Annotated in this window: 17 protein-coding genes; 7 read left to right on the forward strand and 10 right to left on the reverse strand. The window is 45.9% G+C overall.

Features of this window, described 5'->3' with window-relative positions; all coding sequences use genetic code 11:
- Window positions 1-8 precede the first annotated feature (8 nt).
- The 9 genes from Q1A23_RS13665 to Q1A23_RS13705 form a co-directional block, all read right to left on the reverse strand.
- Window positions 9-476: a DUF1456 family protein gene (locus Q1A23_RS13665; protein ID WP_299824222.1), complete on the reverse strand. Its 468-nt coding sequence runs from the start codon at window positions 474-476 to the stop codon at window positions 9-11.
- 147 nt (window positions 477-623) lie between these two features.
- Window positions 624-1,073 carry a GNAT family N-acetyltransferase gene (locus tag Q1A23_RS13670; RefSeq protein WP_299824224.1) on the reverse strand — a complete coding sequence of 150 codons (450 nt, stop codon included), beginning with the start codon at window positions 1,071-1,073 and terminating at the stop codon, window positions 624-626.
- A 116-nt stretch (window positions 1,074-1,189) separates the two neighbouring features.
- Window positions 1,190-1,408, reverse strand: a complete 219-nt coding sequence (locus Q1A23_RS13675) for a hypothetical protein (RefSeq protein ID WP_299824226.1) — start codon at window positions 1,406-1,408, stop codon at window positions 1,190-1,192.
- Between the two features lie 143 nt (window positions 1,409-1,551).
- A complete protein-coding gene (locus tag Q1A23_RS13680; protein WP_299824228.1) occupies window positions 1,552-1,989 on the reverse strand; it encodes a hypothetical protein in 438 nt (145 codons plus the stop codon).
- Window positions 1,990-2,057: 68 nt separating this feature from the next.
- A complete protein-coding gene (pyrF, locus tag Q1A23_RS13685) occupies window positions 2,058-2,888 on the reverse strand; it encodes an orotidine-5'-phosphate decarboxylase (protein WP_299824230.1) in 831 nt (276 codons plus the stop codon).
- A gap of 422 nt (window positions 2,889-3,310) precedes the next feature.
- Window positions 3,311-3,955, reverse strand: a complete 645-nt coding sequence (locus Q1A23_RS13690; RefSeq protein ID WP_299824232.1) for an outer membrane lipoprotein carrier protein LolA — start codon at window positions 3,953-3,955, stop codon at window positions 3,311-3,313.
- A gap of 25 nt (window positions 3,956-3,980) precedes the next feature.
- The gene (locus tag Q1A23_RS13695; RefSeq protein ID WP_299824234.1) at window positions 3,981-6,596 is read right to left on the reverse strand and encodes a DNA translocase FtsK; all 2,616 of its coding nucleotides are present in this window, start codon (window positions 6,594-6,596) and stop codon (window positions 3,981-3,983) included.
- Window positions 6,597-6,795: 199 nt separating this feature from the next.
- Window positions 6,796-7,827 carry a quinone-dependent dihydroorotate dehydrogenase gene (locus Q1A23_RS13700; protein WP_299824235.1) on the reverse strand — a complete coding sequence of 344 codons (1,032 nt, stop codon included), beginning with the start codon at window positions 7,825-7,827 and terminating at the stop codon, window positions 6,796-6,798.
- A gap of 221 nt (window positions 7,828-8,048) precedes the next feature.
- A complete protein-coding gene (locus Q1A23_RS13705; RefSeq protein WP_299824237.1) occupies window positions 8,049-8,768 on the reverse strand; it encodes a VIT1/CCC1 transporter family protein in 720 nt (239 codons plus the stop codon).
- A gap of 200 nt (window positions 8,769-8,968) precedes the next feature.
- On the opposite strand from Q1A23_RS13705, the gene Q1A23_RS13710 reads away from it, so the two are divergent.
- A complete protein-coding gene (locus Q1A23_RS13710; RefSeq protein ID WP_299824239.1) occupies window positions 8,969-10,102 on the forward strand; it encodes a DEAD/DEAH box helicase in 1,134 nt (377 codons plus the stop codon).
- 6 nt (window positions 10,103-10,108) lie between these two features.
- On the opposite strand, the gene xerD is transcribed toward Q1A23_RS13710, so the two are convergent.
- A complete protein-coding gene (xerD, locus tag Q1A23_RS13715; protein WP_299824240.1) occupies window positions 10,109-11,008 on the reverse strand; it encodes a site-specific tyrosine recombinase XerD in 900 nt (299 codons plus the stop codon).
- A gap of 185 nt (window positions 11,009-11,193) precedes the next feature.
- Between xerD and aroQ the strand changes: the two genes are divergently transcribed.
- The 6 genes from aroQ to Q1A23_RS13745 all read left to right on the forward strand — a co-directional run bounded on the left by aroQ (window position 11,194) and on the right by Q1A23_RS13745 (window position 16,893).
- On the forward strand, window positions 11,194-11,640 hold the full coding sequence (gene aroQ, locus Q1A23_RS13720; RefSeq protein WP_299824242.1) for a type II 3-dehydroquinate dehydratase: 447 nt from the start codon (window positions 11,194-11,196) through the stop codon (window positions 11,638-11,640).
- A gap of 87 nt (window positions 11,641-11,727) precedes the next feature.
- Complete coding sequence (locus Q1A23_RS13725) at window positions 11,728-12,789, forward strand: aminotransferase class V-fold PLP-dependent enzyme (protein WP_299824244.1); 1,062 nt, start codon at window positions 11,728-11,730, stop codon at window positions 12,787-12,789.
- Between the two features lie 148 nt (window positions 12,790-12,937).
- Window positions 12,938-13,498 carry a MarC family protein gene (locus Q1A23_RS13730; RefSeq protein ID WP_299824246.1) on the forward strand — a complete coding sequence of 187 codons (561 nt, stop codon included), beginning with the start codon at window positions 12,938-12,940 and terminating at the stop codon, window positions 13,496-13,498.
- 60 nt (window positions 13,499-13,558) lie between these two features.
- A complete protein-coding gene (gene rnhA / locus Q1A23_RS13735) occupies window positions 13,559-14,023 on the forward strand; it encodes a ribonuclease HI (protein ID WP_299824248.1) in 465 nt (154 codons plus the stop codon).
- A gap of 61 nt (window positions 14,024-14,084) precedes the next feature.
- Window positions 14,085-14,801, forward strand: a complete 717-nt coding sequence (locus Q1A23_RS13740) for a methyltransferase (protein ID WP_299824250.1) — start codon at window positions 14,085-14,087, stop codon at window positions 14,799-14,801.
- Between the two features lie 274 nt (window positions 14,802-15,075).
- Window positions 15,076-16,893 carry an ABC transporter transmembrane domain-containing protein gene (locus Q1A23_RS13745; protein WP_299824252.1) on the forward strand — a complete coding sequence of 606 codons (1,818 nt, stop codon included), beginning with the start codon at window positions 15,076-15,078 and terminating at the stop codon, window positions 16,891-16,893.
- Window positions 16,894-16,911: the final 18 nt, after the last annotated feature.

The raw sequence follows: 16,911 nt of genomic DNA on the forward strand, positions 1-16,911 counted from the left end.
AAGTATGATTAACTCTCTTTGCCGTGGTATTGCAGCTGCATGCCGTGCAGGAAGTTACGCAGGATCTGGTCTTTCAGCGGGCGGTACTGGCTCTGGCTTGGGTTACGAAAAAAAGCACTCAGCTCTGCTTTACCCAGCCTGAACCTTACCAGCTCAAGTATACTTATAATGTCCTCATCCTTCAGGTTGAGAGCGATCTTGAGTTTACGAAGTATAATATTGTTGTTCAGTTTCTTTTCCGGTGCTGGCTGTTCTCCTTCTTTCTTGCCACGCTTCTCGTTTATAAACCCATTCAGGAAAGCTGCGAGGTGCTCATCGCCTATTTCTTTGGTTTCCGGGTCGTCTTCTTTCTTCAGCCAGTCGCTTACCTCGGCGCGTGTTACCTGCATGCCTCCAGAGGCAAACAGCTCAATCATTTGTGCATCGTTGTAGTTAAAAGTATAGCGGATGCGGCGAAGTACGTCGTTGTTGGTCATGGTATGATAATCACTTTTAAGAAATCTGTTTTTGCTGTTCTTCGGTTAAACTACCCGCCCTTGCTGTGTGTTATTACCAGCAAGCACAGGACCTGCAATAGTTGTTGGTGAAAACACCAACAACGACGTAAAACAGCAGCTACTGTTTTATAATTCTTTTTTGAAGCAAAGGCTGTTTTCTACTCCAGCGTACTGGCCGTAGTTTGATATTTGCCTGTAGCCGCTGCTCTTGTACAATGCGATTGCCTCTGGTTGTTTTGTACCGGTTTCTAAGATAGTTGTTTTATACTTTAGTTCTTTTGCCCAGGCCTCTAAGGCTGCTAATATACTTTTGGCAATCCCCTGCCCTCTGAAATCCGGGTGCACGAACATGCGCTTTACCTCTGCTACACCCTCAGCATATTGTTTAATGGCTCCGCAACCTGCTGGCTCACCTTCTTTATAAGCCACAATCACATGCTTTATACTGTCAATCTTGTTGAACTGCGCATAAAAGGCATGCTCTTCTCCGTCTCTGATCGCCAGATCCTTGTCCAACAGCCGTACTAAGGAGATGAAGTCAGGGTTAGTGGAGTGGGTTTTAGTTAGGGTGAGCATTTGATGACTTACTTGTTGATGTAACGGCCTCGTGTAAAAGACGTTCAAGGCCGTCGGCCGAAGACTGATGCTTGGATCTTGTTAGCCTGATTTATTTTCCTACTAGAAAAGAGAAATTATTCTTCTTTCTTCTTTCCCCATATTTTGTCCACTTGGGAATCTTTAACAAAAAAGTAAAGTAATCCGCTAGATACGATTCCAGCCGCTACAACTGCTATTAAAGTTGTTTGTATTTCTTCGGCAGTTTCGAGTTCTCCCTTTATTAAGCTGTTAATCGTAAACGTAAATGTCATAAAGAGGCCGAATACTAAACTTAGCTTGGCTTTTCTATTCATTGCTGTCGGGCTATTGAAATTTTAATTTGTTTGTCAATACCTTAAAAGGGTTATATTCCCTTCTATTAATTTTAATTTAGGCTAACGGACTGGGCTTTGCGGTGGCACAGCTACCGTAAAGGTGTGGTTATAGCCTGTTATATTTATAAATGCACCAAGTTAAACCTGAGTATTCTGCTACTCGTGTCAATAGAAGCCCAAATAGGTTCTGCTTCACGCTCACCACTATTTTCTATAAACTTAAATCCTTCTTCTGACTGTACCCAAACACCAGGCCCAGATGAGTCCTGCTGTATAGAAGCTGGTAATTTGTCACCTTTACTTCTTAGTTCAAGGTGATTGAAATATTTGGAATTTCTTACTTGATTCGATAATTGGTTGAAGGCAGATTCTGAAAAACGAAGAACAATATTGACTTCAAAGTCTACATAACCATCTGTTGTGTTTTCCAGTTGCTCATAGTCGTTAGGTATAATTAAGCCTAACTTCTTCTCCATAAAATCTATTCTGCCTTTTTCTTCAGAACAGCTCGAAAAGGAGATTACCAAGAACAATACTATAAGCTGTGTTAACTTATTCATCTAATGAGCTATAACTAGTGGCTATGCGTAATCTTACGGTTATCGGCATTATAACTATAGCTAACTACCTACACATGCTGAACATACTGGTCAAGGTACTGCTCCATCTCCTTCTGAATCTCCAGGGCTGCCTCTCTTGCCTTTTCGGCGAAGTCGCGGCCGGAGGAGGCGTAGATAATGCCACGGGAGGAGTTTACCAACAGGCCGCAACGCTGGTTCATGCCTAACCTAGAGATCTCTTCGAGGCTACCACCTTGCGCACCCACACCCGGCACCAGCAGGAAGTGGTCCGGCACGATCTGCCTTACACGCTGTATATACTCGCCCTGCGTAGCACCTACCACAAACATCAACTGGCCCGGCGTACCCCATTCAGAGCTTTCGCGCAGCACCTGCTCAAACAGGTATTCTTCGCTGCCATCAGAAAGGCGCAGCATCTGGAAATCTTTGCTGCCCGGGTTAGAAGTGAGCGCCAGAAGTATAACCCATTTGCCACCCTGCACTAAAAACGGCTTCACAGAGTCAGAGCCCATATAAGGCGCCACCGTTACCGAGTCAAAGTTCATTGTCTCAAAAAAAGCACGGGCATATAGTTCTGAAGTGTTGCCAATATCACCGCGTTTGGCATCGGCAATAGTAAAAATCTCTTTTGGGATGTACTGCAACGTTTTCTCCAAACTTACCCACCCTTTTGGCCCCTGCGCCTCATAAAAGGCAATATTGGGTTTGTAAGCCACACACAGGTCGGCAGTTGCCTCTATTATTTGCCTGTTAAACTCTAGCACAGGGTCTTCTGTATCCAGGAGGTGCTCCGGCAGTTTTTTAGGGTCGGTATCAAGGCCAACGCACAAGTATGATTTCTTTAGCAGGATTTGCTCAAATAGATGCTCTCTGGTCATGGGCTTTAGTGGGTAAGGTTAATACAAAAGTAAGAGATTAAGCGATGGTGCAAAAACTGATTTTTGAGTAGATGTATGGATTATAGTTTAGGTTATACTTTGCTTTTGCTGTATTGGGTCCAACCACCCCTGGCCCCTCCTTGTCTAAGGCTGGGAATCTGGTATTACTTTAGAATCTGGTATTACTTTAGTTGTAGTGTAAGTTTCATTGCTGCGGCCCTCCCCCGGACAGGTCGCGACCTGTCCCTACAAAATACTTTCTATTTACTTTATTAATGGCAGATGGAGCAGTAAGTAAAAATTCCCCGCCTTGGACAAGGAAAGGTAATCCTATCCATTCTCTAAACCTGAAAATCCTGACCAAAAAAAAGGCTGCTCCCGAACCGGAAGCAGCCTTTCTAGATCATAAAAGGTTGAGGTTGTTATCTGAGGTCTACCACACTCACGCCTTTATACTTTGCTTTGTTAAAAGTAAAAGCATCGGAGGCAAGAGTTGGGTTAGCCTGGAAGTTCTTTATAGTATAAGTATAGCGGTTGCCGTTGTTACGGAACATCTGCCAGCTTTTCAGGGTGCTGTCTTTCTGGTTGATGAACAGGCGAACCTTAAAGATCGGGTTGCTGCGGTCTTCCGGAGCCAGCTCAATCACATCATACTTTACGCCTTCAATCGTCTCGGTACCGGCATGCGCATACTTATGGCCTTTTTTATACATGTCAAAAATCTTGCTAGGCGACATGCTTTCTGCTTCTGCGTCAGTCTCTGTAATGGTTACCTCATTTGCATCTTTCAAATAAGTCCACATTAATTTACCATCGCTGATGATCTCCTGGCCACTTACGCCTAAACGGTATTTATTGCCGCTAACTAAAATATCGCCATTCATGGTTTCTTTTACCTTGGCAGATGGGTTTTCAAGCGTTTGGCTGAAGTTCGCCTTAAAAGCCTTCATTGTTTTATACTTCTGGCTCATGGCGTTCAGTATTTTACCGGCTTTAGGGTCTTGCTGCGCGTTTGCCAGGTTCACGAAAAGCATTAAAGCCAGCAGTAGAGAGAGTAATCGATTCATGTTCAAATTTAATTCTTAGGTATATCTACCCGATTGTATTCAATAACTGTTCCAAACTGTATTCGTCCGGAATTAAAACTTCGCGGGCCTTGCTTCCTTCAAACGGGCCCACAATTCCGGCACCCTCTAATTGGTCAATCAATCGGCCTGCGCGGTTGTAGCCCAGCTTCAGGCGGCGCTGCAGCAGCGAGGTACTTCCCTGCTGGTGCTGCACAATAATGCGGGCAGCTTCTTCAAACAGCGGGTCTTTAGAGCTTGGGTCGAAGTCTGATTTTTCGGAACCGCTTTCATCCCCCACAAACTCGGGCAGCAGATAAGCATCGTTGTACCCCTGCTGCTCACCAATAAAGTCGCATATCCTGTCAACTTCCGGGGTATCCACAAATGCACACTGAATACGCACCATATCCGAACCAATGGAGAAAAGCATGTCGCCCTGGCCAATTAACTGGTCGGCACCACCGGCATCCAGAATCGTGCGGGAGTCTATTTTAGAGGTTACCTTAAAAGAGATACGTGCCGGGAAGTTGGCTTTAATAATACCCGTAATTACGTTTACCGAAGGACGCTGCGTGGCTACGACCAAGTGTATACCAATGGCTCGGGCAAGCTGCGCCAAACGGGCAATCGGTGTCTCCACTTCTTTACCCGCAGTCATCATCAGGTCGGCCAACTCGTCAATCACTAACACGATGAAAGGCATAAACTTATGTCCTTTTTTAGGATTGAGTTTACGCTCTACAAACTTGCGGTTATACTCTTTCAGGTTACGGCAGCCGGCGTCTTTTAACAGGTCATAGCGCATATCCATCTCCATGCACAGCGAGTTAAGCGTGTTCACTACCTTTTTGGTGTCGGTAATGATGGCTTCTTCGCTATCCGGAAGTTTGGCTAGAAAGTGGCGCTCAATCTTGTTAAACAGCGAAAGCTCCACCTTCTTCGGATCAACAAGTACGAACTTAAGCTGCGAAGGGTGGCGTTTGTACAGCAAGGATGTAAGTATAGCATTCAGACCAACTGACTTACCCTGACCTGTGGCACCTGCCATCAGCAAGTGTGGCATTTTAGCCAGGTCGGTAATGAAAACTTCGTTGGTAATGGTTTTACCGAAGGCAATTGGCAGGTCCATATCGCTCTTCATGAACTTCTCCGTAGAAAGTATAGATTTGATGGAGACCATCTCTTTCTTCGTGTTCGGCACCTCAATACCAATAGTTCCTTTCCCCGGAATAGGCGCAATAATACGGATACCCAGGGCCGCTAAGCTTAGGGCAATGTCATCTTCCAGGTTTTTGATCTTGGAGATACGAACCCCGGCATCCGGTACAATTTCGTAAAGTGTAACAGTCGGGCCAATAGTGGCTTTAATGCTGGCGATACCAATGTTGTAATGGCCCAGCGTGGCCACAATCTTATCTTTATTTTCCTCTAACTCTTCCTTGGTTACCTGTATTTTATTTGTACCGTAGTCGTTCAGCAGGTCGATGTGCGGGTATTGGTAACGAGCCAGGTCCAGGGTAGGATCGTAATTTTCGCCAGATAGTACATTAGCCTCTGCTTCTTCAGCCACCTGCTCAATTTTGAGCTCCATCTCCGGCTCTTCGGTATTATCGAACTCTTCTTCCTCCTCTAGTAAAGCTTCGTTAATATCCAGCTCCAGCGTAGGAGTAGCAGGTTTGGCAGGCGCTTCTTTGATGGTTGTTAAAGCGCTCAGTTCCATTTCCAGAGCGCGATTTATTTCTTCGTCGTCCCCTTCATCAAACAACTCTTCTTCCTCCTCTTCTTCTTGCTCCAGCGACGCAGTTGGGTCAGCGTTGTGGTTTACACCGCGGCTGCCATTGCCCAGCACATCGCCAAGCGATTGTGCAGTAGCGTAATTTCCAGCAGGTCTGTCTTCTTCATCTTCGGCCACCTCTTTTGACTTAGAGCCCCAGTTTATACTTGTAATGTTAAAGAAGCCAACCAGGAACACCAGTAGCAAAAAGCCCAGCACCAGCCACGACCCCCAACCTATCAGGCTGTTCATCCAGATAGCAGATTCAATACCGATGCCTCCTCCTAAAAAGCCTAACCTGCCAACCGCATCCAACGAGAACACCACGTAGCCCAGCATCAGGCATAGCCACAAGGTGCTGAAGCTGCAAAGGCCAAGTATGTAGGACATGGAGATGGTAACGCGCTTGAAAACAATGCGCAAACCTGCGACAAAGAGTATAGGTATGATAAAGAAGGCCCCGACGCCTACTAGTTTATAAATAAAGATATGCGATAACCAGGCTCCGAAAAGCCCAAGCCAGTTTTCAGCCTCTTTGCCAGACTCTTTAAGGCCGGTTCCGTTTACAGAATCCACTACACTTTGGTCCGCGTTGCCCGTGAATAAGTATGACACAAAGGCGATTGTCATGCAGAAAGAAATCAGCAGAAACGTAAAACCCACGGAAAGCTTAAAGCGCTTATCCTTAAAAAAAGCGATGTTTATACTTGGCAGCGATACCGACGGTAACTTAAAAGACCACTTTTTCTTTGGCTTTTTGTGTATTTCGCCTTTAGGCACATTTGCCCTGCGTGGCTCATTCTTACCCCGTACCTCATTCTGCCGCCCTACGTTAAGCGTATCGTTTCTGTAAGTGTTCTTGGCCATACCCTCTGACTAATTAAGATTTCAAATTTACATTTTTTTGAATAGATGCAGCCAGCAAAAAGGAAGGCTTTTACCTGAATTTGAGAATTAATTTAATCTGAGGCAGTAACAGCAGCTAAAACAGTAAGCAAATGGCTGCTTGCGATTTATATATACTTTATACTATATTTAAAAAGCACTCACGCAGGCACAATCATGTTCAGATATCAAGTAGTCTTTTATTGATGCGGGTTATCAGCGCAGGCCCCTCGTAAATAAAGCCGGTATAAAGCTGCACCAGGTCGGCACCAGCCTGCAGTTTCTCTACTGCATCATCGGCTGTCATGATACCGCCTACACCGATTACTTTTATTTCTTTTGGCAGGTATGTGCGTAGGTGCCTTACTATTTGGGTGGCGTGTTGTGTGAGTGGCTTTCCGCTTAAGCCGCCCATGCCCATATTTTCTACTTCTGTTGAAGCAGTATGCAAGCCTGCCCTGCTTACAGTAGTATTTGTGGCGATTAGACCACTTAGCTTAGCCTCAATGGCAATTTCTATGATATCGTTTAGCTGCTCCATGTTAAGGTCTGGGGCAATTTTAAGCAGCAACGGCTTTGGCTTGGCGTGCCTGTTGTTTTCTTCCTGTAGCGTAAGCAGCAGCTTTTTTAACGGTTCTTTGTCCTGAAGCGCGCGCAGGTCTGGGGTGTTTGGTGAGCTTACGTTAACCACAAAGTAATCCACTACATCAAACAAGGCTTTAAAACTGTAGAGGTAGTCGCTGGTGGCCTGCTCGTTGGGCGTTACTTTGTTTTTGCCGATGTTTCCGCCAACTATAATGTTGCTTTTGCGCTTTTCCAGCCTTCTTACTGCAGCATCCACGCCTTCGTTGTTAAAGCCCATCCGGTTAATGATGGCCTTATCTTTTGGCAACCGGAACAAGCGTGGTTTCTCGTTTCCGGCCTGTGGTTTTGGTGTTAAGGTTCCTATCTCGATAAACCCAAATCCAAAATGGGCAAACTCATCTATCAGCTTGGCATCCTTGTCAAATCCTGCTGCCAACCCAACCGGGTTCGGAAATTTTAACCCAAACAACTCCCGCTCCAGGCGCTGGTCCTGCACCTGAAACATACGTTGGGTTATACTTTCTACCAGCGGCAGCTTGTATCCTAACTTAACGGCATCAGCGGTAAGGTAATGTACTTTTTCAGGGTCTAGCTGGAACAGCAGCGGGCGAATCAGGCTTTTATACACGGCAGCGAGGTTAGGGTTTGTTTGCTGCTTACAAATATAAGGTCAGAATTTTAGGAATGTAGTTTTAGGCTGATTTTTAAGCGGCAGAAGGAGGCGGCACAGCAGCAAACAGGAAAAACTGTCATTCCCAACCCCTGCAAGTATGCTAATGCTATGTTGAGGTTGCCAAATGCCCCGGTACTTCCTCTATTTTAGCTATATAGTATAGATTATTGCTTTCTCTACCGAAACAAATTCTCCAGCACAGCACCTGCAAAATAGGCCAGCACCGCAGCTATGCCTCCTAAAAACAAGGTTTCGGCAATTCCGCGCAGGGCATTTTTCTGCGTTACCACGCTTTTGAGTATCCCGATGATGCCTAGCGCCAAACCAGTTAACAAACAGGCATACAGGAACAGGCTTTCTTCGCTAGTATCAAAAACTAATGCATACACATAAGCGGCCAGGGGTATAAACCCAATCAACAGGAAAGAGAAAAACGTCATGCCTGCAGTTTGGTAGGGTGATTTCTTCTCTTTGATCATCTCCAGCTCCTCCTTCATCATAGTCTCCACCCATACTTCCTTATCAGCGGTAATTACAGTTACCACCTGCTCCAGCAGTTCGCCCTTAAAACCTTTTCTGCGGTATATTTCCCGTATTTCCTCTACCTCGGTTTCCCGTTTGTTTTCAAGCTCCCAATACTCTGTGGCTTTTTGCTTGTCGTAGTTATCCGCGCTTGCTTTAGTAGAGAAAAAATTGCCTACCGACATTGAGAAACCATCTGCAATCAAGTTCGCAAAACCAAGTATGATCACCACCGGTATTTCCAGGTTCGCACCCGTGGCACCAGCTACTACCGCAAAAGTAGTTATAGCGCCATCGATGCCACCGTAAACAAACTCAGGCAAAAAATCTTTGTTTATACCTAATACATTGGTTTTTACGTGTGCCTCAGCCATACTTAATATACAGGTTTATACTTCAATTTACTTAAATTTAAATTAAGCCGCCAAAAATTGCACATCCCTGTATTTGCCTTTAAACGTGTTAAACCTAAACGCTAACATCACAAGTATAAAAGCCATACCTTTGCAGCGGAACAGGGCATCCGTACAATAAGTATAAATTTGCCTAAGTAAGATCTAACATCCTATCACGCATGTCGTTTTCAAACCTTGGTTTATCAGCACCGCTTGTTAAAAACATTATAGCTCAGCAGTATGAGAAGCCCTACCCTATCCAACAGCAGGCTATACCGGCTATTTTACAAGGCAAGGATGTATTGGGCATTGCGCAGACAGGCTCTGGTAAGACTGCAAGTTTTGCTTTGCCCATATTAGAGAAGTTTCAGCACACCGAGCCCAGCCGCAACAGGTTTGTAAAGGCGCTTGTGCTGGTGCCTACCCGCGAACTGGCGGTGCAGGTAAAGGACGTGTTTCATGCATTTGGCACCGACCTACAACGGAAAGTAAAAACCCTGGCTGTATTTGGCGGTGTATCGATAAACCCACAGATGATGCAGTTGCAAGGTACTGATGTGCTGGTGGCTACGCCAGGCCGTTTGCTGGACTTGGTTGAATCGAAGGCAGTACATTTATCGCAGGTGGAAGTGCTGGTGCTAGACGAGGCAGACAAAATGCTGAACCTGGGCTTTAAAGAGGAGATGGACAAGATTTTCGCCTTGTTGCCTGCCAAACGACAAACCATACTTTTCTCGGCTACACTTAGCAATGATGTACAAAGTATAAATGAGGCGCTGCTGCACAACCCGGTTATCATAGCAATAGAAGCTGAAAGTATAAGCCCGGAGCAGATAAACCAGGTAGCTTATAATATAGCGCCGGAGAAGAAGGGGCCTTTCTTGAGGCACCTGATTAAACAGGGAGAGTGGCAACAGGTATTGGTTTTTGTATCGGCTACGCGTACTGCCGATAACGTAGCGGATAAGCTTAACAAGAATGGCATTGAAGCAGCAGCCATGCACAGCAAGAAAAGCCAGGGAGCCCGAACAGAGGTGCTGCAGAAGTTCAAAAAAGGTAAGTTGCGCGTGCTGGTTGCCACCGATCTGGCATCGCGCGGCATCGACATAGAACTGCTGCCGTACGTTATCAACTACGATTTACCGCGTTCTCCTAAAGATTATATTCACCGCATTGGCCGCACCGGACGCGCAGGCGCCACCGGCGAAGCTATATCCCTTATCACACCCGAAGACCAGCATCATTTCAAGATCATCCAGAAGAAAATGGGCAAGCAGGTGCCAATTGTTAATGCCGAGGAAATCGATTTTTAAACCCGATTAGCTGCGCGGATGGTAATCCTTGATCACCTGCTTCAGGTAATCCCGGTCCAAGTGGGTATAAATTTCGGTGGTAGTGATGGATTCGTGGCCCAGCATTTCCTGTACGGCACGCAAATCGGCACCTCCCTCAATTAAATGGGTTGCAAACGAGTGGCGGAAAGTATGGGGGCTTACCGTTTTCTGGATTCCTGCTTTAGCTGCAAGGTCTTTAATAATAGTAAACACCATCACACGCGTCATTTGTGCACCACGGCGGTTCAGGAAAATGATGTCTTCGTGGCCTTTCTTTATATTGAGGTGGCAGCGGATGCCTTCTTTATACAATTTGATGTGCTTTAGTGCATCACGCCCGATTGGCACTAAACGCTCTTTGTCTCCCTTACCTGCCACTTTTAAAAAGCCCATATCCTCGTAAAGGTTGCTCAGGCGCAGGTCCAGCAGCTCAGACACACGCAAACCAGAACTATACAGCGTTTCCAGCATAGCGCGGTTTCGTGTTCCTTCAGGTGTAGACATATCAATGGCAGCCAGCAATTGCTCTATCTCATGAAAATTAAGCGTATCAGGCAGTTTGCGGCTTAACTTGGGAGCCTCTACAGTATCGGTTGGGTCTACTTGCAGCATGTCTTCCATGATCATGAACTTATAAAAAGCCCGGATACCTGATAAAGTGCGCGCCTGCGAATGGGGTGTCATGCCCAGTTCTGCCACCCACTCCAGAAACTCGCGCAAGTGTGCCGGCGTTAACTGCTGCGGCGAAACCTGAAGGCCTTTAAGACTCAGAAAATCCGTTAACTTAGAAACATCCCTTAAATAAGCCTCTACTGAGTGCTTCGAGAGCGACTTTTCAAGTTTAAGGTATTCGCCAAATTGCTTTGTAGTGATATGCCAGCTCATGCAAGGAATAAAGGACGGTTAGAAAAATGACAGAAGATGCGCTGTGCAGAAGTACATGCCAAACAATGGTGGCTTTTCTTTTGCCTTTTGCTTATATTTCTTTTGTCAAATAAACAAAGCAAATATAGTTAATCCTTACCTTTGCTGTCTCGGAAATTTACCAGAATCGAAATTTAGCTCCTCCTATGAAAATACTCATCCTGAATGGCCCAAACCTGAACCTGTTAGGTGTGCGCGAAAAAGCTATCTATGGCAATCGCTCTTTCGAAGATTATTTTAAAGAGCTGGAAGGTGCTTTTCCGGGGTTGGAGCTTACCTACTACCAATCAAACACAGAAGGCGCTTTAATTGACAAATTGCACGAAGTGGGCTTTAGCTACAAAGGCATCGTTTTTAATGCAGGCGCTTACACCCATACTTCTGTGGCCTTATCTGATGCCATAAAAGCGATTGATACACCCGTGATTGAAGTGCACATCTCTAATGTATACAAACGGGAGTCGTTCAGGCACAAAAGTATGCTGGCGCCCTATTGCGAAGGTTGTATAGTGGGCTTCGGCCTTGAAAGCTATCGCCTTGCCTTACAGTACTTTGAGCGCCTTAAACCAAAACAAATCGGGTTTAGCGTGTAAGTAAAGTATAAAAAAGCGTTATCTGCAGAGCCAACCTTTTCCTCTAAGTATAGTATAAGTGCTATATTATTTAATACGTATAACCCTATGTTTAACTTCTATCCCGGGCCATCTAAAGTATACAACGAAGTGCGCACCTATCTGCAGGATGCGTATGATGAAGGTATTTTGAGCACCCCACATAGAGGTGAGCAGTTTGTGCAATTGTCGCGTGCGGTAGTGGGGTCTATCAAACGTAAATTAAACATTCCCCAGGATTATACGATCTTCTTTACATCCTCTGCTACAGAGTGTTGGGAAATCCTGATCCAGAGCCTTACAAAGCATAAGAGCTACCATATTTACAATGGGTCGTTTGGAGAGAAGTGGTGCCAGTACGCGCAAAACCTCAGGCCAAATTCAGAGGGCTATAAGTTTGAAGTGAACGAGCCAATGCCTGTCGAGGCGCTGAATATCAGCCCAGACACCGAACTGATCTGCTTTACCCAAAACGAGACTTCTAACGGCACTCAGGTTTCTGCCACTACCATACTTAACCTGCACAACCGCTACCGCGATACTTTAATTGCTGTTGATGCCACCTCATCAATGGCAGGCTTAAACCTAAAGCTGATTAAGGCGGATATCTGGTTTGCTTCGGTGCAGAAGTGCTTCGGCTTGCCAGCAGGCCTCGGTATTATGGCATGCTCTCCGAGGGCTATTTTCAGGGCGAAGCAGATGAACGAGCGCGGGCATTACAATAGCCTGGTAACGATGTATGAGAAAATGCTGAACTATCAGACCACGCACACGCCCAATGTGCTGAATATATACTTGCTAAAGCGCATGCTGGAAGACCGTGAATTTATTAAAACAATAGACCAGCAGTTATCAGATCGTGCAGAGGACCTTTATACTTTCTTTAGCCAGTTCTCTGATTTTAAGTTGCTGGTAGAAAACGAAGAAGTACGCTCTAAGACAGTTGTTACCATCGAAGCTCCTGAAAGAATGGTTGACGACATTAAGAAGCGAGCCCTGCACCACAATATGCGTCTTGGCAATGGTTATGGCCCCTGGGCCCGCAATACTTTCCGGATCGCCAACTTCCCGGCTATACTAGATGCTGAGTACGAAGAATTAAAACGCTTTTTCCTACACTATTATGCCTGATCGGAGCTAAGGTTTCAGGTATTATCGCTTCAATTTTGATCTTTTCACGGGATGGCTCAGAAAAACTGCGCCTTGTGCTTTTCTCTCTTTTCGCCACAATTTCTCTACCTTTGCGCAACTCTTCAACTTTCAAAATTTTTAACGTGCTATGTTCAGCTTAAAAGAGATAGCCTCTGTTACGCTTACCCTTTTTGCCGTGATAGATATTTTAGGCTCTATTCCCATCATTATCGACTTACGTAAGCGCGAAGGCAAAATAGAATCAGAAAAAGCCACCATCATATCCGGTATCCTGATGATCGCTTTCCTGTTTCTGGGTCAGTCTATACTTAAATTGTTTGGCATAGATTTCCAGTCGTTTGCCATGGCCGGTGCCATCATCATCTTTTTGATCGGACTGGAGATGATTCTGGGCAAAGACTTTTTCCATAGCGACCCTGAGTCTAAAAGCGGATCAATTGTCCCCCTGGCTTTCCCATTGATTGTAGGTGCCGGCACCATGACTACTTTACTCTCGCTGCGCGCGGCTTACTCGCTGCCAAACGTATTGGTGGGCATTGTGCTTAACCTTGTGTTTGTGTTTATCGTGCTTAAGGCCTCGTCGTGGATAGAGCGTAAATTAGGCAAAGATGGCGCTAACGTGCTGCGCAAAGTGTTTGGCATTATACTGCTGGCCATCGCCATTAAGCTGTTTAAAACGAATCTTTAAAATTGGGAATGAAATCGTGAGGCACGAATCTGCGCATCATAAAATCACCGACTACAATTTATGATAGAATTATTTACCGATGGTGCTTCACGTGGAAACCCAGGGCCTGGAGGTTATGGTGTTATACTACGCTGGAAGCAGCACGAGAAAGAAATAACCCAGGGTTTCCGTAAAACCACCAACAACCGCATGGAGTTGCTGGCTGTAATAGCAGGCCTGGAGGCAATTACCAAGCCTGGCATGCCCGTCACGATCTACTCCGACTCTAAGTACGTGGTAGATGCCGTGGAAAAACGCTGGGTATTTGGCTGGCAAAAGAAAGGCTTTAAAGGCAAAGCCAATGCCGATCTTTGGGCCCGTTTTCTTAGAATTTATCCTAAGCACAACGTAAAATTTGTGTGGATACGCGGCCATGCCGGCCACCCTGAAAACGAACGTTGCGACGAACTGGCTGTGGCCAGCGCCCTCTCCCCTAACCTGCTTATCGACGAAGGCTTTGAATCGGGTATGTATAACTCGCTTTAAGTTTGGCTTGCGGAGTTCCTTTTATACTTTAATGCATCATTCGTAATTCAAAACTCCAGAAGTGGCCAACTCATACTTCCAGTTTAAGCAGTTCCGGGTAGAGCAAGACAAGTGCGCCATGAAAGTATGCACAGACTCGTGTTTATTTGGGGCTGTGGTAGATGTTGCAAACGCTGAAAGCATACTTGATATTGGCGCAGGCACAGGCTTGCTTTCCCTGATGGTGGCACAGCGCAGCCAGGCAAGTATAGATGCCGTAGAGATAAACCTTGCAGCGCAGCAGCAGGCACAGGAGAATTTTGGCACCAGCCCCTGGAGCAACAGGTTAAAGCTGCACCCGGAATCGTTGCAGGAATTTGCGGCGCATAACCGGCAATCTTATGATGTTATACTCTCAAACCCGCCTTTCTTTATATCATCCCTCAAGTCTCCGGATGCGGCCATAAATGCAGCCCGTCACGTAGAGCAGTCTTTTTTTGAGGAGATTCTCTGTTTTGCGCAGCACCACCTGGCAAAAACAGGAAAGTTATACTTGCTGCTTCCGCCGCCGGAGGCTGCACTTTTCAGCAACCTTGCCCCAAAGTATAATTTACATTTAGCACATACCTTGCAGGTTTACACGAAGACAGGCGGCAAGTGCATCCGTCACATTCAGGCGTATACTTTTGAAGCTGCCCCAACCGCAGAAGTAAGCAGTATAGCGGTAAGGGAAGAAGATGGCGTAGCTTATACCGCTGCTTTTGCTCAGTTGCTAAAATCATATTACCTCATATTTTAACCATTGCCGGGCCACTCTCTACCTTAAGGCTATACTTAACAAGGGTATAAAGAGCTTCACTTTATTTAAAGTCAGTAGCACCACACCCATAACCCAACTGTACCAACGCATACAAACCTTATCGCAGCTACTTATTCTCCATCATAATCCTTACCTTTGTAAGATTTTGCGGGGTTAAGGCATCATTCTTTTAAAACAGCTGTTATAACCCCGTCAAGATAAGGCTGTAAAAATTCAGGTGCAGCCTGGCAGGTACTAAAGCACAATTTCATTAATGGCAAAACGCGGATTCGGGCTAAACGGAGAGCAGGACACAGAAGGAAAGAAGAAAATAACAAAAGAAAGCTTTCGCCGTGGCTTACGGATATTTAGCTACGTTCTACCTTACAAGTATAAATTTATTATTGGTTTAACCTTTCTGGTATTCTCGAGCCTTACTTTTATGGCTTTCCCGTACCTGGTAGGCAAACTCTTCGACTCCTCTACCGGCAGCGCCACCGGCCTTACAGATGATATCAACATCATTGCCATTGGCCTTTTCCTGGTAATACTGGCGCAGGGCATCTTTTCATTTTTCAGGGTATACTTTTTTGCACAGGTAAGCGAAAATGCCGTAGCCGATATTCGCCGAGACCTTTACAGCAAGTTTGTGCAGCTGCCTATCTCTTTTTACGAGAAAAGACGTGTCGGCGAGATTACCAGCCGTATCACAACTGATGTGGCGCAGGTACAGGATGCCATGTCCATTACCCTGGCCGAGCTCTTCCGGCAGACGACCACGCTCATTGTAGGTATCATCATCATCATGTGGACCTCCATTAAGCTCTCGCTTTTCATGCTGGCTACCTTTCCGGTGCTGGTGGCGCTGGCGCTGGTGTTTGGCCGCAAAATAAAGAGCCTATCCAAGAAAACGCAGGACGAGCTAGCCAATACCAACGTTATTGTAGAAGAAACGCTACAGGCCATCAATACGGTAAAAGCCTTCACAAACGAAATGTTTGAGGTAAACCGCTACCGCACTACGCTTAGCAAAGCGGTAAAAACAGCCATTTCCACAGCTTATTACCGGGGTGCTTTTATTTCGTTTATCATAGTGGGATTGTTCGGGGGCATTATACTTGTGATCTGGTATGGAGCCACACTTGTTGCCAACGGCGATATACAACAGGGCGACCTGGTTTCTTTTGTGCTGTATACAGCCTTCATCGGAGCATCTGTCGGCGGCTTAGGCGATTTGTATGGCAAAGTACAATCGGCGTTGGGTGCTACAGAGCGCATACTGGAGATACTGCAGGAAGAAGAAGAGCCTACCGATAAGAGCTTAAAAGCTTTAAGCCAGATCAGAAGACTACACGGAGATATAAACTACAGCCATGTAGCCTTCTCTTATCCAACCCGTACCGACATACAGGTACTGCGCAACATTGATTTTACGGTGAAAGCAGGCGAGAAAGTGGCTTTAGTCGGGCCAAGTGGTGCCGGCAAATCTACGATTATCCAGTTGCTGATGCGCTTTTATGATGTAACTGGCGGAGGTATTACCGTAGACGGCAAAGACATCCGGAATATAGACCTTACGACCTTGCGCGCAAACATAGGTGTGGTGCCACAGGAGGTGCTGCTGTTTGGCGGAAGCATCCGAGAAAATATTGCCTATGGCCGCCCGGAAGCTACTGAAGAAGAAATTATAGACGCTGCACGCAAAGCAAATGCCTACGACTTCATTATGGCGTTCCCAGAAGGCTTGGACACATTGGTTGGAGAACGTGGAATCAAATTATCCGGTGGCCAGCGCCAGCGTGTAGCCATTGCCCGTGCCATACTTAAAAACCCAGCCATACTTATACTTGACGAGGCGACCAGTTCTCTTGACTCAGAATCGGAGCACTTGGTGCAGCTTGCCATGGACGAGTTAATGAAAGGGCGCACAACTATTGTAATTGCGCACCGTTTGGCAACTATTCGTAAAGTAGACAAGATATTAGTGATAGACGGCGGCACAATTGTAGAAGAAGGACCACACGACACGCTCTCTATGAGCCCGGATGGTATTTATGCCAATCTGCTGAAGCTCCAGTTTGAGCTAAACTAAGTATACCACCAAAGTATG

Origin of the sequence: uncultured Pontibacter sp. (assembly GCF_947492645.1) — a bacterium.
Taxonomy (GTDB): Bacteria; Bacteroidota; Bacteroidia; order Cytophagales; family Hymenobacteraceae; genus Pontibacter.